This window comes from Acidovorax sp. SUPP1855 (genome assembly GCF_030158955.1).
Lineage (GTDB): Bacteria > Pseudomonadota > Gammaproteobacteria > Burkholderiales > Burkholderiaceae_C > Paracidovorax.
On record NZ_BQXI01000035.1, the window covers coordinates 14,864 to 36,288 of the forward strand.

A 21,425-nucleotide genomic window follows, 5' to 3' on the forward strand; every position below is an offset into this window, starting at 1 on the left:
GGTCGCGTAGACATGTGCAAGACCGTCACTCCCTAGGTCGCTCCCCAGTTGCCCGCCGGCGCCCTGCCGGTGGATGTTGTCGAATATCCCATCGATGATTTTCTTGGCGTCTCTGCGCCGCAGGCACGTTCGCGCCGCGGCAACTTGAAAAGGAATCGATATGACGACACAAACCGGCACCGTGAAATGGTTCAACGATGGCAAGGGCTTCGGCTTCATCGCCCCCGATGACGGCAGCAAGGACCTGTTTGCCCACTTCCGCGAAATCCAGGGTGGCAGCGGCTTCAAGACCCTGGCGGAAAGCCAGCGCGTGCAGTTCGAAGTGACGCAAGGCGAAAAGGGACCGCAGGCGTCCAACATCCGCGCCGTCGAATAAGGCGCCAGGCCCGGGCGGTGTCCGCCCCGGCCGCACCCTCTCCCGAAACGCGGCCCTGGCCGCGTTTTCTTTTTTTGGAAGGCGCATCCCCATGAAAAACCTGCAAGACGTCACCGAGCGCATCTGCGAACTCAAGGGCAGCCTCATTGCCATCGACGCGCTGCTGCCGGCCCTGCTCGATGCCCTGCCGTCCGGGGCGCACGGCACCCTGGCGCGGTCGTTCGACGCGCACGTCGAAGCGGCCCGGACCGTGATGCTCCACGCCCCCATCTCCGACCATGTGCTGTCCACCTTCGAGCGCGACGCCGCCCGAATGCACGGCGTGATCGCCGCGCTGCCTGGCACGCCGGCGCCGCTGGCCGAGTCCGATACCGAGTCCGGACCCGTGGCGCAGCCCCAGGCCCCGGCCACCGAATCCGTGCTGCTCACCAGCACGCGCATCAGCACGTTCGACGGACCGCGCTCGCTGACGGGCGCGAGCGGCTTCTTCTTCCGGCGCGACGGGCGGCTTTTCCTGGTGACGAGCCGGCACGTGCTGGCCGACGCGCCCAGCGCCCATTTTCCGGACCGCATCGAAATCGACCTGCACCTGCACCCGCAGGACCTCACGCGCGTCGCCGTGTTCTCGCTGCCGCTGTACCGCGACGGCCTGGGCCTGTGGCGCCAGGCGGTGGACAGCGGGGGCGAGGTGGACGTGGCCGCGATCGAGATCGACACCGCCCGCCTGCCCGAGGGCTGCGTCTTCGAGGCGTTCGACGCCAGCCACCTGCAGGCCGCGGGCGATCCGCCCCAGGTCGGCGATGCGCTGGTCGTGATCGGGTTTCCGCTGGGGTTTCACGACACGGTGCACCGCCTGCCCGTGGTGCGCGCGGCCTCGGTGGCCTCGGCCTACGGGGTGCGGTTCCAGCAGCAGGGCTATTTCCTGACCGATGCCCGCACCCACCGCGGCAGCAGCGGCGCCCCGGTGCTGCGCCGGCGCGTGGGCGCCGGGCCGGCGCCGCTGCCGTGGCAGCTGCTGGGCGTGCACTCGACCCGCATGGACATGAGTACCCGCGACTTGGTGCAGGACGAATCGCTGGGCCTGAACTGCGCCTGGTATGCCGACGTGCTGATGGCGCTCACCGGCCCGGGGCCGGCGGCCGCCCCGCCCGTTGCGGCCGACTGAGCCACGGCGCGCCGAACGGCGCATCGGCAGGACGCCCGGGGTGGCGGGCCCGCAACGCAGGGGCCACGGGATGGGCGCAGCGGGAGGCCACCGGGTGCGGCTGTTTTTCATTTTGCTATTAAATTAATAGCGAAATGCCCTAGTGTTGATTGTGCTGGAGGCCAAAAACACCGAAACCGTTGCCGAGGGCAGCACCGTGACCTCCTGTCCGGCCGTGCTTGTGCTGCACCGCGTTGTCGCCTACCGTGTGCCTTCCCTGAGGGCGGCAGCCTTGGCGCCACGGATTCGATCCCCGAGTTCCGGCCGGTGCGCGCGCCAGCCCTGTGAAGAAAGTGCGCATATGAACGTCGTGTTCCTGGGCAAGGTGGCGGAACAGCCCCTGCCGTTCACCACCTCCGACCCCGAGGAAATCCAGCATTTCGAGCTGCTGCGCGCCGCCGGCCTGCTGACGGGCACCACCGCCGTGGAGGAGGAGGGCGGCCCGGTCTGCGCCCGAATCACGGGCTTCACCGAGGAAGGCCGCGCGCTGCAGGCGCTGGACGTGCAACTGCAGCGCATGCACCTGCGCGGCCTGCTGCGCCGCCTCTCCCTGGCCGCCTGACCGCGGGCGGCGGCCCTGGCCAGGGCAGGCCCACGGCATCGGGGCGAACGGCGCCCTGCGAAGGGGCGGAAGACATCCCGAGCGAACGGCGCTAATATCTGTGTTTATATACAGTCTTTGGCTGGCCGCAGGCAGGCGTCGAACCGGCGCCGCCCCTGGCCCAGCCCGCAGCCGAGGCGCCGTCCATGTCCGAATTCCAGATCCCACTGCACGCCATCAAGGGCCGGGGCGCCGCGACGCGGATCCCGCACCGTTTTCTGCGCGATGCGCGCGACGCCTTCGACGATGGCTGGGCCGAACCCGGCGAAGGGCCGGACGCCGCTGAGCCCCAGGCCACGCGCGTGGTGCTGGAGACCGCGCGCAGCGCCATCTGCGCCAACGACTCGCCGGACATCTTCTTCGAGCACTCGGTCAACCCCTACCGCGGGTGCGAGCACGGCTGCATCTACTGCTACGCGCGGCCCACGCACAGCTACCTGAACCTGTCGCCGGGGCTGGACTTCGAGACGCAGATCATCGCCAAGCACAACATCGCCGAGGTGCTGCGCGGCGAGCTGGCCCGGCCCGGGCACGTGCCGCAGCTGCTCAACATCGGATCGGCCACCGACTGCTACCAGCCCGTGGAGCGCGAGCTGCGCCTGACCCGGGGGCTGATCGAAGTGCTGGGCGAGGCCCGCTACCCGTTTTCGGTCATCACCAAGTCGAGCGGCGTGGAGCGCGACCTCGACCTGCTCGCGCCCCTGGCGCGCGACCGCCTGGCCGCCGCCTACGTGACCATCACCACACTGGACGCCGCGCTCGCCCGCCGCCTGGAGCCGCGCGCCGCCGCGCCGCACCGGCGCCTGCGCACCATCCGCGCGCTGGCCGAGGCCGGCGTGCCGGTGGGCGTGAGCGTGGCGCCGCAGATCCCGTTCATCACCGAAGACATGGAACAGGTACTGGAGGCCGCGCGTGACGCCGGCGCCACGACCGCCTTCTACACCGTGGTGCGCCTGCCCTGGGAGGTGGCGCCGCTCATGCGCGAGTGGCTGGCGCTGCACTACCCGCAGCGCGCGGCGCGCGTGATGGCCCGCATCCAGGACCTGCACGGCCTGAGCGCCGAGGCCCGCGCGGCGGGCAAGAGCTACCAGAGCGACTTCGCCACGCGCATGAAGGGTACGGGGCTGTGGGCTGACCTGGTGCGCCAGCGGTTCGCCACCGCGTGCCGGCGCCTGGGCCTGAACCGCCAGCGCGTGGAGCTGGACCTGTCACAGTACCGGCCAGCACTGGCACGGGGGCAGGGCGTTCTTTTTTAAAGTGCCTCACCGCACGCTGAAGGAAATGGATGCGGGCGGTTGCCTGGCGAGCCCGAGCCTCAAGGCTTTGCCGCTTCGAGCAGACGGTCGCGCAGTTCCAGCCTGTCGGGCATGTCGATGCCGGAGAGCGCAGACAGCCAGATGCCATCCGTCGCGAACCTGACCAGTGCGAATCGGGTGTCTCGATCCGTGGCGTCGTGCCGGTCCAGTCGTGCGTTGAACCAGTTGGCCCAGGCGTGCCTGAGCTGGGGTTCGGTCAGCATGAAGATCGACAGCGCTGCCTTGGGATTGTCGCTGCTCTCCCAGTCCGTTTCCAGCACGACCTTCACATAGGCGCGAGTGAAGACGCCGGCGGCTTCAGTGTCGTTGGCCATGTAGCGGTCCAGCTCGCTGTCGATGGAGTCGAGCAGGTCTTTGAACACGGCGTCGATCAACGCAAGCTTGGTCGGGAAGTGGTGGAGGAATCCGCCCTTGGAAACCCCTGCCGCTGCGGCAACCGCCTGCACGGTGACGGCTGAAAGGCCGCCCGAGACGATCAGTTTGACAGCCTCGTCCAGCAGTGCCTTGCGCACCACCTGGGGTTGTTTGGCCCGCTTGTACGGATTGCCGCCCTCGCTGCTTGTGTCTGGTGCTTCGATATCCATAGGGGTGAAGTGGATCACAGCGCGAGATGTGTTATACACAAACTTCTTTGAGTTGCGCACACATACAGGCGCATCGCAACGCAGTCGGCGAGCGTGCCAAGGGGTATTGCGGACTGGAGCAGGATTTGAAATAAGATACCGTCTGGTTGGTATGTTTTGGTGCCGCGGATTCCGTTTATTCGCGCAGTGCCTCAGCGCCACCCAGTCTCTCTTCGCAATGCAGCAACTCCGAGGTGATATGTCCCCAAGCCCCCTTCTCGTCATCGGCGCCACCGGCAAGACCGGTCGCCGTGTCACCGCCCAGCTGCAGCAGCGCGGGCTGGCGGTCCGCGCCGTCTCGCGAAAATCAGAAGTGCCCTTCGACTGGGACGATGCCACCACCTGGCGCCGTGCGGTGGAGGGTGTGAGAGCGGTTTATGTCGTGCACGCGGGCCTGGGCACCACCGAAGCGTCGGACCAGGTGGGCGAGTTTGCGAAGGTGGCCGCTGCCGCCGGTGTGACCAAGGCCGTGCTGGCTTCCACGCCCGACGATGGCAGCGCCTTCTCCCAATCCATGCGTGCCGCAGAACGCCATATTCTCGACGCCGGCTTGGGCTTGACCAGCCTGCGCCTGCGCTGGTTCTTCCAGAACTTCAGCGAAGACTTTCTGCTGCCGTCCGTGCTGTCGGGTGAACTGCGCCTGCCTGCCGGCGATGGCAAGGAGGCTTTCGTGGATGCGCAAGACATTGCCGAGGTGGCGGCTGCAGCGTTGACGGACGACCGCCACAACGGCAAGTGCTACGACCTGACCGGCCCGCGCACCTTGTCCTTTGCCGAGGTGGCCCGGGAGATCAGCCGGGGTGCCGGGCATCCGGTCAGCTACGTGGCCGTCGAGCCGGACGTCTTCGTGGCGGAGCAGATCGCCATGGGGGTGCCGGCGCAGTGGGCTGACACATTCAGCCACTTGTACCAGGACATCGCACAAGAAAAGCTGGACCTTGTCTCTAACGACATTGAGGCGGTTCTGGGCAAGCCGCCTCGTGATTTCGCCGACTTTGTGGCCTCGGTGGCCCAGGACGGCACATGGAGAGCACACAGCGCTCACTGATCTGGCACTGGCCCCGAGCCTGAAGCGGCGCCGCACACGCCGTCGGCTCAAGCCTGCGCAGCGCTGGCCAGCAGCGCGGCCACCAGCACCTGCATGCCGCGTACCAGCGGCTTGTCCTGCCGCATGATGATTCCCAGCTCGCGCGACAGGGCGGGCCGCAGCGGGCGCACCTGCAGGGCCGTGCGGTCCGCATCACGCAGGGCCATGGCGGGCAGGATGCTGCATCCCAACCCGGCGGACACCATCTGCTTGATCGCTTCGATGCTGCCCAATTCCATGGTGGGCCGGGCGCGTACGCCGCCGGACAAGAGCCAAGCTTCGGTCCGCTGGCGCGTGTTGGTGCCAGGCTCGAACAGGATGAGCGGCTTGTCTGCCAGGTTTTTGGGCGTGACGGTTCTGGGCAGTGCCGGTGCCTGCACGGCGCTGACGGCCACGAACGCGTCTGTCAGCGCGGTGGATACCGTGAGCGCACGGCTGGCGACCGGCAGGGTCACCAGCCCGAGATCGAGCGCATTCAGCTCCACGCGGCGAACGATGTCGTCGGTGTTTCCCGTCGTGACGACGACGTGCAGGGCCGGGTGCGACGAGCGGATCTGCCGCAGCAGCGCAGGCAGCAGATGCAGGCAGGCCGTCGCGCCGGTGCCCATCCGCACGGTGCCCTGAACGCCGTCGGCATGGCTGGACACCGCGGCGGCGGCCTGCATGCCGGCGTCCAGCAGCCCACGCGCGTGCCCGGCCAGTGTCGTGCCGGCGGCAGTGGGGGCAACCGTTCTGCCCACCCGCTCGATCAGGCGCAGGCCGGCCTTGCGCTCGAGTTCGCGCACCTGTGCACTCACGGCGGGCTGGGTCACGCCGAGCTGCTCGGCCGCGACCGAGAAGCTGCCGGTGTCCAGCACCAGAATGAACGCCTGCAGCTGATCGAAGGTGAAGGGTAGGGCCATAATTTTTATTATGCAGTGAAGAGCGTGTAACAACTTCTCTTATTGTGTCAGAGGCTCCACCATGCATGCCATGAATGCCATCCACATCCCACCCCTCATGCCTTGCGCACCCACCACCACCGTCATCGTCGAGGCCGCTTCGTCCCATGTCCCAGCGCTGCGCGACATCTACGGCCACTATGTGCAGACCGCCATCTGCACCATGGAAGAACAGGTTCCCACGCTGGCCGAGATGCACCGCCGCCACGATGCGCTGCGCCGCGAAGGGCTGCCGTGGCTGGTGGCGCTCTGAGGCGGCGAAGTGGTCGGCTATGCGTATGCGAGCCGGTATCGCCCGCGCCTTGGATACAGCCGCACGGTAGAGACCTCCATCTACGTGCGCAGCGGATGCCACGGCCAAGGGGTGGGGCAGGCCCTGATCGATGCGCTCGTGCGAGCCTGCGAATCCTTGGGATTGCGCCAGATGGTGGCGGTGATCGTGGACGACGGTGAAACCGCCGGCTCCATCCGTCTGCATGAGCGCTCCGGATTCCGGCGCGTCGGCGTGTTCGAGCAAGTCGGCCGCAAGTTCGGGCGCAATGTGGACACGATCCTGATGCAACGCAGCCTGATGCCGGCCACCACGGCCCGCGCCGCCTGCGGATGAGTGCGGGTGCGTGCACCAGCGCTGCGCACTCGCCGAAAACTGCGCGCCCGCGCAGCCAGAACGCCATTCGCTGCCGTGCAGCGGCATGCGTGCAGTGGCACGCCGAACGCCACCCTCCTGAGCAGGTGGTCGATGGCGCCGCCCTGGAGCCAAGCCGATGAATGCCGCTGCCTGGGCCTGAACCGCCAGCGCATGGAGCCGGACCTCTCCCAAACCCGGCCCGGCCTGCCGGGGAGCTGAGCAGCCTGTTCTGAGCCCGCGGAGGACGGCGCGGCCGGGGGGCTGCAAACAATCTTTCGCAATGCGCCGGACAACGCAACTTGCTGCTGTCGCCGGCCCCCGCTTCAGTGCCACGCGGGGCGGCCACGGTTCTAAGCTCGGCCGTGAATGTTCTGTGGCCGCTGCCGTTTCCTGCGGTGGCCGGCTTTCCGCCATTTCCTGCTGTCTGGAGTGCGACCCATGGCCTTGCGTGATTTCAAAGTGCTGACCTTCGACGTGGTCGGCACCCTCATCGATTTCGAGGGCGGCATGCTCGCCTATCTGCGCCGGGCCGTGCCCGGCAGCGCCGTGACCGAAGAGGCGTTCCTCGCGGCCTACCGCGCCGCGCGCAAGAGCGGCGACACCTGGGCCTATCCCGACGACCTGGAGCGCTGCTGGCATGCGATCGCGCCGTCGCTGGGCCTGCCCGACAGCGAGGCGCTGGCGCGCGGCTTGCGCGACTCGGTGGCCGACTGGCCGGCGTTCCCCGACTCGGTGCAGGCGCTGCAGCGCCTGCGCGGGCATTTCAAGCTCGTGACCATGACGAACGCCCAGGCCTGGGCGCTGGAGCACTTCCAGAAAGCGCTGGGCTCGCCCTTCGACCTGCTGCTGAGCTGCGACGATGCCTTGTGCGAGAAGCCTGATGCGCGCTACTTCGCCTATGCCCGCGGCCGCTACGAGGGGGCCTGGGGCTACCGGCAGGCCGACAACCTGCACGTGGCGCAGAGCCAGTACCACGACATCGGCATCTCCAAGCGGCTGGGGATCGCCACCTGCTGGATCGAACGGCGGCACGGCATGAAGGACTCGGGCGGCACCATCGAATCCGAGCACACCGTGCCGGACTACCACTTCCACACGCTGGCCCAGCTGGCCGACGCGGTGGAGGCGGGGCAATGAGCCTGGACGGCCACGAGCGCTTGCCCGCCCTGGAGGGCCTGGAGGGCATCGCCCGGCCGGTGGCCGACCTGCTGCCCGAGCTCATTGCCCTGCGGCGCGACCTGCATGCGCACCCCGAGCTGGCCTTTCAGGAGCGGCGCACGGCCGGCATCGTGGCGCAGTCGCTGCGGCTGCTCGGCCTGGAGGTGCACGAAGGCATCGGCGGCACGGGCGTGGTCGGCACGCTCCGCTGCGGCAGCGGGCCCCGTAGCGTGGGTTTGCGCGCCGACATGGATGCGCTGCCCATGGTGGAACTGGGCACGGCGGCCCATGCCAGCCGCCACCCGGGCTCGCACCACGGCTGCGGTCACGACGGCCACACCAGCATGCTGATCGGCGCGGCGCGCCAACTGGCGCGCACGCGCGGGTTCGATGGCACCGTGCACTTCATCTTCCAGCCCGCCGAGGAAGGCCAGGGCGGCGCGCGCAAGATGATCGAGGACGGTCTGTTCGAGCGCTTTCCGTGCGACAGCGTCTACGCGCTGCACAACTGGCCCGACCTGCCGCTGGGCCACGCCCAGACCCGGCCCGGGCCCATCATGGCAGCGGCCGACCGCTTCGACATCGCCGTGCGCGGGCGCGGCGGCCATGCCGCTCAGCCGCACCACACGCCCGATGCCATCCTGGCCGCGAGCCAGCTGGTGGCGCAGCTCAACACCATCGTGGCGCGCCGCATCGACCCCGGCGAGTCGGCGGTGCTGTCGGTCACGCGCATCGAGGGCGGGCACAGCCACAACGTGCTGCCGGCCGAGGTGCAGATCACCGGCACGGTGCGCAGCTTCGACGCCGCATCGCAAGACCGCATCGAGGCCGCGCTGCGCGCCACCGCCGAGGGCATTGCCCTGGCCAGCGGCACGCAGGTGGAGGTGACCTACCTGCGCTACTACCCCGCGACGGTGAACACCCCGGCCGAGGCGGATCTGGCACTGCAGGCTGCACGCGCCATCGGCCTGCAGGCCGGCGTGGCACCGCGCGCCGCCTTCACCTCGGAAGACTTCGCCTTCATGCTGCAGCGCCGCCCGGGCGCCTACCTGTGGCTCGGCCAGGGCCGCGCCGAGCCCGGGCCCGACGGCGAGCGCGCGCTGCACCACCCGTGCTACGACTTCAACGACGACGCGCTGCCGCTGGGCGTGCGCTGGTTCTGCGAGGTGGCGGCGCGCGCCCTGGCGCCCACCTGATGCGGGCTTGAAGTCTGGCATCGCCCCGGCGCCGCACTTTGATTCCTTCCATCCACTTCATCGACCCAAGGGACCATCCCATGAGCATCACCGTGCTGCGCCAGTCCGCCACCCTCGGCGGCTTCGAACACCAGGGCACGCCCGCCCGTCCGCTGACCCTGCCGCCGTGCGAGTTCAGCGGCATCGACGTCGATCTGCAGGGCGCGGGCGAGAACCGCTCGGGCCTGTGGGAATGCACGCCCGGCCGCTTCGAGCGCCAGTTGGCCAATGCCGAGGTCATGCACATCCTGGCCGGGGCCTGCACCTTCACGCCCACGGGCGGCGAGCCGCAATCCATTCGAGCCGGAGACACGCTGTTCTTCCCGTCGAACACGACGGGCGAGTGGCATGTGACGCAAACGCTGCGCAAGGTGTTCGTGGTGCTGGCTGGTGAGCGGTGAAGCCTCCATGGTCTGTTTCCGGTGTGCATCCGGAATTGGGCTAAAGAGACGGGTCCTGGCTACGGGGCCAAAACGATCACGTCACCTATTGGGTGCACGCATGGGCACTGCTCGCATGATTGCGAAGAAGTAACGCAACCATTGCGCAAGTTTTTCATGAATAAGCTGGAGATTTTTTCAAACTTTCCGCACAGCGATATATGATCGCGGCCATTTCAATGTAACGGCCCGATACGCGGGCCTGCCAAACATGACCCGCCGCGTCACGATCCAAACGCCCCTGGGAGAGCAACTGCAGTTCCGGCAGTTGCAGGGCAAGGAAGCCATCAGCCAACTGTTCTGTCTTGACCTGGACCTGCTCAGCGACAGCAAAAGCATCGACCCGAAGGCGCTGCTGGGCAAGAACGCCACGGTCGTGGTGGAAACGCAAGGTGGCGGCCGGCGCTACCTGGACGGCATCGTCACCCGCTTCGGCATGCAGGGCGAAGACCACCGCTCCTATTCCTACCGGCTGCGCTTGCAGCCCTGGCTGTGGCTGGCCGCCCGCAAGACCGATTTCAAAATATTCCAGAACAAGACCGCGCCGGAGATCGTCGAAGAGGTCCTGGGCAAATACGGCTACCCCCTGCAAAAGAAGCTCACCCGCAGCTACCGCAGCTGGGACTATTGCGTGCAATACGGCGAGAGCGATTGCGACTTCGTGTCCCGGCTGCTGGAGCATGAAGGGGCGTATTACTACTTCGAGCATGCCGCGGGCCAGCACACCCTGATCCTCGCCGACGACATCGTCGCCTCACACAGCCCACTGCCGGGGGCGGCGGTCATCCCGTTCTATCCCCCGGAGAAGGCCGCCGTCGCTGACAAGGAAAACATCCATGCCTGGGAACTGCACCAGGCGATCCACTCCGGGCGGCACTACAACGACGACTACGACTTCCAGAAACCCCGTGCCGACCTGTCCAACATGCGCCAGACCCCGCCGGGCCACGCGCACGACGCCCACGAAGTCTACGAATGGCCGGGCGGCTACACCCAGTTCGGCGACGGCGAGGCCTATGCCCGCGTGCGCCTGCAATCGAGCCTCACCGGCCAAAGCACCGTCCGGGGCCAGTCGCGTCACCGGGCGCTCGCCCCTGGCTACACCTTCACGCTGGAGAACTATCCGCGGGAAGACCAGAACCAGCAGTACCTGCTGACGGGCATCGAATACCACTTCAAGGAAAACCCCCAGGTCAGCGCCGCCGCGCCCGGCCCCAAGGGCACGCCGCAGGAAGAAGGGTCGTTCCAGAAGTTCACCTTGCAGGCCCAGCCTACCAGCCTGCCCTACACGCCTGAGCGCACTACGCGCAAGCCGCGCACCACCGGCCCGCAGACCGCCGTGGTCGTCGGCCCGCCTGGGGAGGAGATCTGGCCCGACCAGTACGGCCGCGTCAAGGTGCAATTCCACTGGGACCGCATCGGCGCAATGAACGAGAACTCCAGTTGCTGGGTGCGGGTGTCCAGCAGTTGGGCGGGCTCGGGCTTCGGGGCCATGTTCATCCCGCGCATCGGCCACGAGGTCATCGTGGACTTTTTGAACGGTGATCCAGACCACCCGATCATCACCGGCTGCGTTTACAACGCCGACAACATGCCCCCGTGGGCGCTGCCGGGCAACGCCACGCAATCGGGCATCAAGACCAAATCCAGCAAGGGCGGGGCCTTCGGAGCGGGCATTAAAGATGGGGCGGGCGATGCCAACGCCATCCGCTTCGAGGACAAGGCCGGGGCCGAGCAGCTGTGGCTGCATGCGCAGAAGGACCAGCTCGTCGAGGTCGAGAACGATGAAGACCACTGGGTGGGTCAGGATCGCCGCAAGACCATCGACCGGGATGAGACCAATGTCATCCACCGTGACCGCACCGAGACGGTGGACCGCAACGAAAAAATCACCGTGCACGGCTGGCGCACCGAGGAAGTCGATGGTGACGAGACCATCACCATCCATTCCAACCGTACCGAGCGGGTGGACCACAACGAGAAGATCGACATCGGCGACAACCGCGATGAAACCGTGGGGATCAACGAAGACATCCGCATCGGAAGGAACCGAAGCAAGACGGTGGGGCGAAGCGAAACCGATGCCATTGCCAAGAACTGGACCACCACGGTGGGCATTCTGAAAACCGAGACCATCGGTGTCGGCTGCATCCAGAGCACGGGCGTCTTCAAGATGGCCAACGTCGGGGTCGCCTACAACCTCAATGTGGGCTTCACGATGATGACCAACGTGGGCATGAATCGCAGCGATGCCATCGGCATGGAGCACACCCACACGGCCGGCAAGAAATACGCGCTCACCGTGGGCGGTAGCGGTGGCAGCGCGCCCGGCGCCGCGCCCAAGAACATCACCGCACCGTCTAGCGGCGGTGGTGGAGGTGGCGCGAAAAAGAGTTCCAGCCTCGTCATGGACGAAAGCAGCATCACGCTGAAGGTGGGCAAATCGGTGCTGGAGATGAAGGATGACGGCACCGTCAATCTCAACGGAAAACTGATCCAGATCACTGCCGAGGGCGACAACGTGGTGATCAGCGGCGAAGACATCCATCTGAACTGAAGTCAATCAGCTCGGTATGGACGTCGAAAACCACAGCCCATTTCCGCACATGGTCATCGAGAAAGCGACCACCCAGGGTCGCTACTTCGATGTCGTCATCGTTGCGGGCAGCTTCAACCTCACGCATGGCCAGCCCATGCCGGCCATGGATGAGCAGATGCCCATCCAGTGCATCGACCGCTACGTCGGCGCGCCCGAGAGCACGCCCTTCCTGGAGGAAACCCATCTTGTGGTGGGCAAGCAGCGCACCGACATCCACCTGATCGGCCATGCGCGGTCCCTGGACGGCAAGCCGATACCGCAATGGCCCGTTGGGCTGAGGGTGGGGCCGGTGTTGAAGACCGCGATGGTCACTGGCTTGCGTGCGTGGCACTGGACGCCGCTGCGTGGCTGGCACCTGACGAAGCCCGAACCGACGACCGCCGTGCCCCTGCACGCAGGCATGGCATATGGCGGCGCGGTTCGCCGGGCTCGCTACCGCGGCCCGGCCACCGACGACATCCATAACGAGCAGGCCTTCGACACCTATCAGCCCAATCCGGTGGGCCGGGGCTATCTGGGCGATGCGGAACTGGACCGTGCCCAGTTCTACGTGGCCCCGCAGATCGAGGAGGTGCAGAAGCCGCTGCGCGACATCCGAGAACGGCTTGCGCCCGTCTGCTTCGGTCCCCTGCCGCGCTGGAGCCCGCAGCGTGCCCGCTATGCCGGAACCTACGACGACGCATGGCGCGCGGAGCACTTGCCGTTTCTGCCGCCGGACTTCGATTTCGCGTTCTATCAGTCCGCGCAGCCCGACCTGATCGCCCCCGGCTGGCTGAAAGGCGATGAACCGATCACCCTGGTCGGCTGCGACCCAACGGGCCGCATCGACACCCGGTTGCCGGGCATCGATCTCCTGGCGCTGCTCACGGACCAGGGCGGGCTGACCCAAGCCGTGCCGCTGCGGCTGGACACGGTGACCATCGACCTGGACGCGCAGTGCGTGCAGTTGGTGTGGCGGCGTGCCGTGCCCAAGGAGTGGGGCCTGCGCAGGGCTTTGCTGGCGGCCATCCCCGCAGGGCCGGCGCAACGCGGCGCAGAGCAGCGGATTCACATCCATCGCGGCCCTTCCCCTGCCGAGGTGGCGAATGGCTAGGAAACATATCGCCTGCGCGGAGGCCGTGTGGCGGGCCATCTGCACCGCGCCCGACGTGTGCAAGGTGGGCAACACGCCGGTGCCGTTCGACAGCTTTCGCGATCTGTCGAACCAGTTGCGGACTTCGCCGAATGTCCATGCGCGCGGAAAGCCCGTGTATCGGCTCACGGACTGGGTCCGCGGGACCGAGGCGAATGCCGGCCAGGGCGTGGTGTCGCAGACCTCCCAGCAGCCTGGGCATGTCCGGCTGATCGGCGACAACACGAGCGTGAAGGTGAACGGCCTGGTCTGCGCGCGGCACGACACCGTGGTGCAGATGAACGTGGGACCGGGTGGCCCGAACACGGTGGGCAAGCTCGTCACGGAGCAAGGCGAACCGGCCGGGACCGTCAAGAACGGCAAGCTGCCCTGCAACGATCCGCCCAAGACCTCCGACAGGCTCAGGAAGCTGCAGCAGTACAAAGAGGAGCTGAGCTTCATGAATCCGGACCAACTGGACGAGTACGTCCGGTTCGGAGACCTGAACAAGATGGCGGACGGCGGCATTGCCTCGATCAACGTCAAGAACGAAGGCGGCTGGTCCAAGGCGGGCAACTACGGCACCCAGGCCCTGCGCGGCGTGCTGGGCTTCGTGAAGGACATCGGCCTGGGACTGGGCGAGTTGGCCTATACCGTGGGCAAGAAGGTCAACCTGGCGGGCGCGATTCACAGCAACCTGGACGCGGCGATCCTGGGGGAGAACATCGCGCTGGGCAATGTCTGCCTGGCGTCGGTCAAGGAAGGCGCGGCGGCTGCCGTGAACGAAGTCATCAAGCCGGTGACCGACCCGTGGGAGAAGGGCGACTACGTCGAGTCCGTGACCCGTGCGGGCCTGGAGATCGGAGGCATCGTCTTTGCGATTGGCGACGTTGCAAAGGCCGCCCAAGGCGCCAAGGCGGCGGAAGCAGCGAACGCCGGCGCGAAAGCTTCGGAGGCAGCCAAGGTTGCAGAGGCCGCGAAAGCCGCTGAAGCTGCAAAGGCTGCCGAGGGAGCCAAGGCCGCGGAGGCCGCCGACGCAGCGAAGGCCGGAGACGCGGCCAAGGACAATGGCGTCAAGATCAAGCAACTGACCAGTAACGAGAAGGCTGCGATCGGCGAAAAGACGGGGCACGAAGCGTTAGTGGACAAGAAGTTGGAGCCCGTTGGGAAAACGGATGGCGTCTACGAGGTAGGGAAGAACGGCATTGATGGGGTGTACAAAAATCCTAATCCTCCTCCGGATTATGTTGTTGCGGAATTCAAGTATGGTAAGGCTAAGTTGGACAAGAATCTCGCTGATGGTACTAATCAGATGGATGATAAGTGGGTTGAAAAGAGGCTAATGGACAAGGTTGGCGAAGAGGAGGCTGCAAAAATAATAGACGCCATGAACCAGGGTAAAGTAGAGAAGTGGCTGGTTCGGACTGCCGAAGATGGCACTACGACTGCTGCTAAAATTGGTGCCGACGGAAATGTTATTAGAGGTAAGGCCGGTAAGGTTCCAGGATTTAAGGATTAGTGATCATGAGAGATTCCGAAAAGGACGTTGAATATTTCACGAAGCGGATTGCATTCCGCGAAAAGCTGGTAGATGAAAAGCTGCCAGCGGCTGAAAATTTCCCCCGTGTTGAAGGGCGACCAGGCAACGCTTCCAGTCTCTGTATGTACACATTTCAGATTTGTGTCCTTCGGTATGGAAGAGGTGATGCGATAAAAGAAATCGGCCCAAGCATCTGGAGATGGGTTGAAGCAAAAGAAATTGAAAGGAGAGTAATTTCTCAAATTCCGCCAGAGCGGAATAATGAGAAGGTGATGCATGAGCGTGTAACGCTGGACACTGTCTACGACGCGCTGACAATGATGGCTTTTGCCAAGGCACTGCACTTCAATGCCTCGGAAATGAAGCGGCTTTTCGATGCCATAGGCCACGCCGGCGAGGACGCCCTAATTGATGAGGCCGCGAGAGCGTTAGGTGATACCGAACGCCCCGTCGCCGAAGCCTGCAAATTCCCCAAGGTCTATGAGCCGCTACTGGAGGTCTGGCGTTGCTCTCCTGCGGAGCGATCCGCCAAGCTGCTCGCCTTCTCCAAGGTCTGGAAAAAGAAGATCAAGCCGATCTATTGGTCCGACAGCCTGAACGGTGCGGATGGTGCCTACTTTGGCTACTGGTGCTTCGACGTGGCGCTGGCCGCCATCGTGCTGGGCATCGATGACGAGAAACTGCGCGACAACCCCTACTACCCGAAGGACCTGGTGGATGCGGCCAGGGCGAAGTGAGCGGGTTTGCAGCGCCACTAACCAGGAAGGGCATCGATGCCGTCCCGATTCCACCCCCTGCCCGATTTGTTGCTGCGCAGCATCGGGCGATACAACCGCCAGCACCTGTTGAACCGGGTGCTGCGGTCGCTCGATCCGCCCGTCCTGGACCTGCGTCAAGGCCATGGCACCGACCCGTATCCCGTGGGTGTGGAGAGCCAGGGACTCGACTTGATGCTGCAGTGCATGGACCCGTCACTGCCCGAGAAAGAGCAGCTCTGGGGCGTGCATGCGCTGACCTTCCACACGCCGCTGTCGCGGCCGGGCCAACCCTGGCAAGGGGACTGGCCGCAGGGGCTGGAGGTTGCCACCGCGACGGCCGATGATGTGGTGGCCTTGTTGGCCGATAAAGACGACGAGGCCGTGCTGGCCTTGCCGGGCATGGCGTGCTTTCGGGTGCCGGGTTTCGATGGGCAGACCTGGGCAGTGCAATGCGTGTTCGACGGGCCGGGCAAGACGCTGAAGACCCTGAGCCTGGTCCGGGTGGGGGAATGGGTCGGGGCGCCCTTGTTGCCAAAATCGGCCTCCAGCGCATGATTCACTAGGGCGTTTTGCTATCTATTTTATAGCGTTTTGCGGCAGTTCCCCGTTACGGGGGGCTGACGCTTACCCTGGCATGAAGGTGATTTCCGTCAAGCCGCCTTCTGCGCCTTCTGCGATGCCGCGAACCGGCCGATGAAGTAGGGCGCCAGCGGAATCGACGTCTGGCCAGTGGCGATCAGTTCGGCCATGGTCTCGCCCACGCCGGGGCTGATGGCGAAGCCCTCGCCGTTGAAGCCGAAGGCGTAGTGCAGCCCCGCCACCTTGGCGCTCGGCCCCATCACCGGCTGCCAGTCGGGGGTGTAGCCCTCGATGCCGCTCCACACGCGGATCAGCTGCACGTGCTCGAACGCCGGCACGAAGCGGCGCAGCTCGCGCAACTGGCGCAGCACGTTGTCGGGCTTCACGTAGGCGCGGATGCGGTCGGCATGCGCGGGCCCTTTCAGGCCGCCGCCGAAGACGATGTTGCCGCGCGCAATCTGCCGGAAGTACAGGCCCTCGGTCTCGATGGGGGACGATAGGCCGATGGACGGCCCGAGCGCGTAGGGCAGGGGCTCGGTCACGCCCATCTGCGGGCCGCGGGCCTCCATCGGCACGGGCTCGCCGAACTGCTCGGCCATGCGGTTGGACCAGGCGCCGCAGGCCACCAGCATCTGCGGGGCGCGAAAGCGCCGGCCATCGGCCGTGTGGGCGACGAAGCCGTTGGCGTCGCGCTCCACCTGCATCACCTCGGCATGCTCGACGATGTTCGCGCCCGCACGCCGCGCCGCGCGGGCGAAGGCCGGGCCGGCCAGGCGGGGGTTGGCGTGGCCGTCCTGGGGCGAGTAGGAGCCCGCCACCACGCCGGGCGCGAAGATGCCCCAGCGCTGGCGCAACTGCTCGGCGGTGAACAGCTGCAGGTCCAGCCCCAGGGGCTTGACGTCGTGCGCGTGCTTTTCGAGCACCGCGGCCTGCTTTTCGGTGTAGCACACGCGCAGGTGGCCGTAGGGCACGAACTCGGCGTCTTCGCCCAGCAGCGACCGGATGCGGCCCCACACGGCGCGCGCGCGGTTGGCCAGCGGCATCTGGTGCAGCTCGCGCCCCTGGCGGCGCACGTTGCCGAAATTGGTGCCGCTGGCCTGTCGGCCCACCAGTTCGCGCTCCAGCAGCGTGACGGACAGGCCGTGCTGGCGCAGGAAGAAGGCCGTGGTGGTGCCCATCAGGCCACCGCCCAGCACCAGCACATCGGTGTCGTGCGTCGTGGCGTTCTGGCTGCCGTGGTTCATGCCTGCACCTCGCGCGTGTTCATCATCAAAGGCTTGACCGGTGCCTGCGACCGCAGGCGGCCCACCTGTTCCACGGGAACGTGGCAGGCGCTCGCGACGATTTCCGCCGCAGCATGGCCGCAAAAGCGCCCCTGGCAGCGGCCCATGCCGACGCGGCTGAAGGCCTTGGCGCGGTTCACTTCCTGGCTGTCCATCTCGGTCACGCAGCGGCGCAGTTCGCCCGCGGTGACGGCCTCGCAGCGGCACACCACGGCCGCATCGGGCAGCGCCGCGGCCTGCGCATGCGGCCAGGGAAAGGCCCGCGCCAGCCCCTGGCGAAAGCGGTCCATCTGGCCCAGCGTGCGGCGCAGCGCGGGCGCCTCCTGGCCGTAGCGGGCGCTGCCGGCGGCATGCTTCAGGTCGGCCAGCGCCGCTAGGGCGGCCAGGCGGCCCGCGGCCTCGGCCCCGTCGGCCCCCAGAATGCGCACACCGTCGCCCGCCAGGTACACGCCTGGTGTGCTGCTGCGGCCGTCCGCGTCGATGCTGGGCAGCCACTGGCGGCTCACGGGTTCGAAGGCGAACGCGCAGCGCGCCAGATCGGCCAGTTGCGTCTCGGCCCGCAGGTGCCAGCCCAGGCCCACGGCATCGCATTCGAAGCGTCGTTCCTGGCCCTGCGAATCCCGCACGGCCACGGCCTGCACACCCAGGCGGTCGTCGCCGTCGATGGACAGCGGCGCCACGCCCTGCAGCACCGGCACGCCAGCCGCCCGCAGGCCGCGGATCAGCCCCAGTCCGCGCAGCGCGAGCGTGGGCCGCGCCAGCAGGCCCGCGATGGCGGCCCAGGGCTTGGATGCGGGCGCGGTGTCGAGCACCGCCGCCACGCGCGCGCCGGCCTGCACGTACTGCGATGCCACCAGGTACAGCAGCGGCCCGCTGCCCAGAAAGACGACCTGCGAGCCGATGGCGCAGGCCTGGGCCTTGAGCGCGATCTGCGAGGCGCCCAGGCTGTAGCAGCCGGCGCGGTGCCAGCCGGGCACGGGCATGAGGCGGTCGGTGGCGCCGGAACACACCAGCAGCGCATCGAACGGCAGCGTCTGCGGCTCGCCGGCATGCACCACGTGCAGTTCGCCGGCGGTCACGTTCCAGGCCAGGGTGTCGGGCCGGTAATCGACCGATGCGCGCAGGGCGTCGAAGTCGCGGTGCAGCGCCTGGGCCTTGCCGGCCTCGCTGCCGTAGAGCTTGGCGTAGGGCCGCTTGAAGCCTTCGGGCTGGCGGCGGTAGATCTGCCCGCCGTCGCGCCGGCTTTCATCGACCACGGTGGGGCGCAGGCCGGCCTGCACCAGCGCCTGGGCGGCGCGCACGCCGGCCGGGCCGGTGCCGACCACCACGATGCGGGGCGAGCCGGTGGGGTTAGTGATTGGGGTGGCGGTGGGGGCGCTCATGCCGCGTCCCCTTGCGCATGGCGCGCCAGCGATTCGCGCAGGTCCGGCGTCACCGGCCAGTGCGCCGCGGGTGGGTGGGTGAGCACCTCCATGCCGGCTTCGGCCGGGGTGGAGCAGGCGCGCAGCCGCCCGCCCGAAGGTGTCCACACCCAGCAGTCCTGACAGGCGCCCATGAGGCAAAAACCCGCGCGCGGGCCGTCGCCGAACTCGCTGTCGCGCACCCGCCGGCCGTGCTGCAGCAGTGCCACCAGCAGGGTGTCGCCAGCGAGCGCGGCGGCAGGCAGGCCATCGATCGTCAGGGCGATCGGGGGGCGATCGGTCTCGGCCAGCCGCACGAAGCGGGCCGGCGGGCGGTGGGCGGTGTCGGGCATGGGCGTCTGGAGGGAAGTCAGCGCTGGTGGGGGAAAAGCCGCTCGATGGGACAGTGCGTCTTGATGAACGGCGTCTTGATGACGATGTAGCTGAAGTACTTGGAGATGCCGAGGTTGCGTTCGAGCAGGTCCTCGATCACCTCCTGGTAATGGTTCACGCCGCGCGTCAGAAAGCGCAGCAGGTAGTCGTAGCCGCCGCTCACCAGGTGGCATTCGAGCACCTCGTCCACCTCGCGGATCGCAGCCTCGAAGCGCGTGAAGTCTTCGCGGCGGTGGTCGGTGAGCGTGACTTCGGTGAACACGGTGAGCGTGTCACCCAGCTTTTCCAGGCGCAGGTGCGCGCCGTAGCCGGCGATGTAGCCCGCCTGCTCCAGGCGCTTGACGCGGATCAGGCAGGGGCTGGGCGACAGGCCCACCGCGTCCGCCAGGTCCACGTTGGTCATGCGCCCGTTCTTCTGCAGCTGCGCGAGGATGCGCAGGTCCAGGCGGTCGATCTTGAAGGCTTCGTTCATCATGGCGGCATCGGGGCGTGAAGGAGGCTTCGATTCTGCGGCGGCGCGCGGTCGCTGTGTTGGGGTTGCTGGGGCGTTGCCGCCGGTTTCAGCCCTTGAGCGCGGCGCGCACGTCGGGCGCGTCCAGCACGTCGTCCAGCGTCTTTCGCAGGCGCTTGAACATTTCGGCGAACTCGTCCTCGGTGTAGGTGAGTGCGGGCGCAAAGCCAAGAATGTTGTCGCCGAAGGCGCGGAACACGATGCCGTTGCGGTACGCCGTGGCCGCGATGCGTTCGGACAGGCCCAGCGCCGGATCGAACCCGCGCCGGGTCGCCTTGTCGCTCACCAGCTCCAGCGCGCCCAGCAGGCCGCGGTGGCGCGAGTCGCCCACCAGCGGGTGCGCCAGCAAGGCATCCAGCCCGGCTGCGAAAGGCGCGGCGCCGCGCTGGCCGTTGGCGAGAATGCCGCCTTCCTCGTACAGCCGCAACACCTCCAGTGCCACCGCCGCGCTCACCGGGTGGGCGGAGTAGGTGGCGCCGTGGCCGATGGGCGCGCCCTCGGGTGCACCGTCGGCGATGCCGGCGTAGAGCGCGTCCGAGATCACCGTCGCCCCCATGGGCACGTAGCCGGCCGTCAGGCCCTTGGCCAGCGTGAGGATGTCGGGGGACACGCCTTCGGCCTCGCAGGCGAACAGTGGGCCGGTGCGGCCGAAGCCGGTGATGACCTCGTCCACCACCATCAGGATGCCCAGCTCGCGCGTGGCCTCCCGCATGGCCTTGAGCCAGCCCTGGGGCGGTACGATCACCCCGCCCGATCCCTGGATGGGCTCGCAGAAGAAGGCCGCCACGTTGTCCGCGCCCAGCTCGGCCACCTTGGCCCGCAGCGCTGCCACCGAAGCCGCGATGATGGCCGGGCCGTCCGACGGGTCCGCGGCGCGGTAGGGGTTGGGCGAGGGAATGTAGTGCTGCGTCGGCAGCGGCAGGTCGAACCCGCGGTGGAAGGCGGGCAGGGCGGTGAGCCCGGCGCCCGTGGACGACGAGCCGTGGTAGCCGCGCTCCAGCGCGATGAAGTGCTTCTTGGCCGGTTGGCCGATGGCATTGTGGTACTGCACGATGAAGCGCACGGCGGCGTCCACCGCTTCGGAGCCGCCCAGCGTGAAGTACACGTGGTTCAGCGATTTCGGCGTGATCTGCACCAGCTTTTCGGCCAGAAGAATGGCCGGCTCGCTGCTGAAGTGGAAGTAGCCCGTGGCGTAGGGCAGGCGGCGCATCTGCTCGGTGGCGGCCTGGACCACGCTCTCCTGGCCGTAGCCCACGTTCACGCACCACAGGCCGGCGAAGGCGTCCAGCAGCTCGTTGCCCTTGGCATCGGTGAGCCATGCCCCCCGGCCCGAGGACAGCACGGTCGGGCCGCGGCGCTCGTGCGTTCGCCAGGGCGAGACGGGGTGGATCAAATGCGCCCGGTCGATGGCATCGAGCGAGGCGAGCTGGGGCAGGTCGGTGAGTTGGGTCATGGCGGGGTCCGGTCGCGGGCCAGGGGTTCGGTGGCGGTGGTGAGGCGTCTGTCGATGGCCCCAAGGTTAGGTCAGCGGCCGCTGCGCGTGGTGCTGCTTTGGCGGGGTTTCGCGCAGCACGCTGCGGTTGTTGGCGCGGTGGCAGCAGATCGTGCGGTGCCCCTGGGGATGCTGGCTGCCGGCTGCCAT

The 21,425-nt window shown here is 67.2% G+C and carries 23 protein-coding genes; 15 read left to right on the plus strand and 8 right to left on the minus strand.

Going from position 1 to position 21,425, the window contains the following annotated elements:
* Positions 1-160 precede the first annotated feature (160 nt).
* The 4 genes from cspE (at position 161) to AVMA1855_RS22505 (ending at position 3,437) form a co-directional block, all read left to right on the plus strand.
* Positions 161-376 (plus strand): transcription antiterminator/RNA stability regulator CspE, encoded by a 216-nt coding sequence (gene cspE, locus AVMA1855_RS22490; protein ID WP_272552015.1) that lies wholly within the window; start codon positions 161-163, stop codon positions 374-376.
* A 91-nt stretch (positions 377-467) separates the two neighbouring features.
* Positions 468-1,541, plus strand: a complete 1,074-nt coding sequence (locus AVMA1855_RS22495) for a S1 family peptidase (protein ID WP_284427370.1) — start codon at positions 468-470, stop codon at positions 1,539-1,541.
* A gap of 340 nt (positions 1,542-1,881) precedes the next feature.
* Complete coding sequence (locus tag AVMA1855_RS22500; protein WP_272568362.1) at positions 1,882-2,142, plus strand: hypothetical protein; 261 nt, start codon at positions 1,882-1,884, stop codon at positions 2,140-2,142.
* A 185-nt stretch (positions 2,143-2,327) separates the two neighbouring features.
* Complete coding sequence (locus AVMA1855_RS22505) at positions 2,328-3,437, plus strand: PA0069 family radical SAM protein (protein ID WP_284427371.1); 1,110 nt, start codon at positions 2,328-2,330, stop codon at positions 3,435-3,437.
* Positions 3,438-3,496: 59 nt separating this feature from the next.
* Here the strand turns inward: AVMA1855_RS22505 and AVMA1855_RS22510 are convergent, their stop codons facing one another.
* Positions 3,497-4,099, minus strand: coding sequence for a TetR/AcrR family transcriptional regulator (locus AVMA1855_RS22510; RefSeq protein ID WP_284427372.1), 603 nt, complete (start codon positions 4,097-4,099; stop codon positions 3,497-3,499).
* Between the two features lie 220 nt (positions 4,100-4,319).
* Here AVMA1855_RS22510 and AVMA1855_RS22515 point away from each other — a divergent pair, with 220 nt between their 5' ends.
* Positions 4,320-5,168, plus strand: a complete 849-nt coding sequence (locus tag AVMA1855_RS22515) for an NmrA family NAD(P)-binding protein (protein ID WP_284427373.1) — start codon at positions 4,320-4,322, stop codon at positions 5,166-5,168.
* A gap of 47 nt (positions 5,169-5,215) precedes the next feature.
* Here AVMA1855_RS22515 and AVMA1855_RS22520 read toward each other — a convergent pair whose 3' ends face one another.
* Positions 5,216-6,109 (minus strand): LysR family transcriptional regulator, encoded by an 894-nt coding sequence (locus tag AVMA1855_RS22520; RefSeq protein ID WP_284427374.1) that lies wholly within the window; start codon positions 6,107-6,109, stop codon positions 5,216-5,218.
* 61 nt (positions 6,110-6,170) lie between these two features.
* Here AVMA1855_RS22520 and AVMA1855_RS22525 point away from each other — a divergent pair, with 61 nt between their 5' ends.
* The 10 genes from AVMA1855_RS22525 (at position 6,171) to AVMA1855_RS22570 (ending at position 16,172) form a co-directional block, all read left to right on the plus strand.
* Complete coding sequence (locus AVMA1855_RS22525) at positions 6,171-6,401, plus strand: GNAT family N-acetyltransferase (protein WP_284427375.1); 231 nt, start codon at positions 6,171-6,173, stop codon at positions 6,399-6,401.
* Positions 6,402-6,410: 9 nt separating this feature from the next.
* Complete coding sequence (locus AVMA1855_RS22530) at positions 6,411-6,755, plus strand: GNAT family N-acetyltransferase (RefSeq protein WP_284427376.1); 345 nt, start codon at positions 6,411-6,413, stop codon at positions 6,753-6,755.
* Between the two features lie 459 nt (positions 6,756-7,214).
* A complete protein-coding gene (locus tag AVMA1855_RS22535; protein WP_284427377.1) occupies positions 7,215-7,913 on the plus strand; it encodes an HAD-IA family hydrolase in 699 nt (232 codons plus the stop codon).
* Positions 7,910-9,130: a M20 aminoacylase family protein gene (locus AVMA1855_RS22540; protein WP_284427378.1), complete on the plus strand. Its 1,221-nt coding sequence runs from the start codon at positions 7,910-7,912 to the stop codon at positions 9,128-9,130. Before AVMA1855_RS22535 ends, AVMA1855_RS22540 begins: the two co-directional genes overlap by 4 nt.
* A gap of 80 nt (positions 9,131-9,210) precedes the next feature.
* A complete protein-coding gene (locus AVMA1855_RS22545; protein WP_284407451.1) occupies positions 9,211-9,570 on the plus strand; it encodes a cupin domain-containing protein in 360 nt (119 codons plus the stop codon).
* Between the two features lie 250 nt (positions 9,571-9,820).
* Positions 9,821-12,166, plus strand: a complete 2,346-nt coding sequence (locus AVMA1855_RS22550; RefSeq protein ID WP_284427379.1) for a type VI secretion system Vgr family protein — start codon at positions 9,821-9,823, stop codon at positions 12,164-12,166.
* A gap of 16 nt (positions 12,167-12,182) precedes the next feature.
* Entirely contained in the window at positions 12,183-13,301 is a 1,119-nt protein-coding gene (locus AVMA1855_RS22555) for a DUF2169 family type VI secretion system accessory protein (RefSeq protein WP_284427380.1), read from the plus strand.
* Positions 13,294-14,838 carry a PAAR-like domain-containing protein gene (locus AVMA1855_RS22560; RefSeq protein WP_284427381.1) on the plus strand — a complete coding sequence of 515 codons (1,545 nt, stop codon included), beginning with the start codon at positions 13,294-13,296 and terminating at the stop codon, positions 14,836-14,838. The genes AVMA1855_RS22555 and AVMA1855_RS22560 overlap by 8 nt, the downstream gene beginning before the upstream one ends.
* Positions 14,839-14,843: 5 nt before the next feature.
* Positions 14,844-15,596, plus strand: a complete 753-nt coding sequence (locus tag AVMA1855_RS22565) for a PoNe immunity protein domain-containing protein (protein ID WP_284427382.1) — start codon at positions 14,844-14,846, stop codon at positions 15,594-15,596.
* Positions 15,597-15,632: 36 nt separating this feature from the next.
* Positions 15,633-16,172: a hypothetical protein gene (locus AVMA1855_RS22570; protein WP_284427383.1), complete on the plus strand. Its 540-nt coding sequence runs from the start codon at positions 15,633-15,635 to the stop codon at positions 16,170-16,172.
* 95 nt (positions 16,173-16,267) lie between these two features.
* Here AVMA1855_RS22570 and AVMA1855_RS22575 read toward each other — a convergent pair whose 3' ends face one another.
* From AVMA1855_RS22575 to AVMA1855_RS22600, 6 genes are all read right to left on the minus strand, one after another.
* Positions 16,268-17,440: an NAD(P)/FAD-dependent oxidoreductase gene (locus AVMA1855_RS22575; RefSeq protein ID WP_284398949.1), complete on the minus strand. Its 1,173-nt coding sequence runs from the start codon at positions 17,438-17,440 to the stop codon at positions 16,268-16,270.
* Entirely contained in the window at positions 17,437-18,861 is a 1,425-nt protein-coding gene (locus AVMA1855_RS22580; protein WP_284427384.1) for an FAD/NAD(P)-dependent oxidoreductase, read from the minus strand. The genes AVMA1855_RS22575 and AVMA1855_RS22580 overlap by 4 nt, the downstream gene beginning before the upstream one ends.
* Complete coding sequence (locus tag AVMA1855_RS22585) at positions 18,858-19,232, minus strand: (2Fe-2S)-binding protein (protein ID WP_284411883.1); 375 nt, start codon at positions 19,230-19,232, stop codon at positions 18,858-18,860. Before AVMA1855_RS22585 ends, AVMA1855_RS22580 begins: the two co-directional genes overlap by 4 nt.
* A gap of 17 nt (positions 19,233-19,249) precedes the next feature.
* Positions 19,250-19,744: an Lrp/AsnC family transcriptional regulator gene (locus AVMA1855_RS22590; protein ID WP_272553201.1), complete on the minus strand. Its 495-nt coding sequence runs from the start codon at positions 19,742-19,744 to the stop codon at positions 19,250-19,252.
* An 88-nt stretch (positions 19,745-19,832) separates the two neighbouring features.
* Positions 19,833-21,236 carry an aspartate aminotransferase family protein gene (locus AVMA1855_RS22595; RefSeq protein ID WP_284427385.1) on the minus strand — a complete coding sequence of 468 codons (1,404 nt, stop codon included), beginning with the start codon at positions 21,234-21,236 and terminating at the stop codon, positions 19,833-19,835.
* Positions 21,237-21,302: 66 nt separating this feature from the next.
* A complete protein-coding gene (locus AVMA1855_RS22600) occupies positions 21,303-21,425 on the minus strand; it encodes a hypothetical protein (RefSeq protein WP_284427386.1) in 123 nt (40 codons plus the stop codon).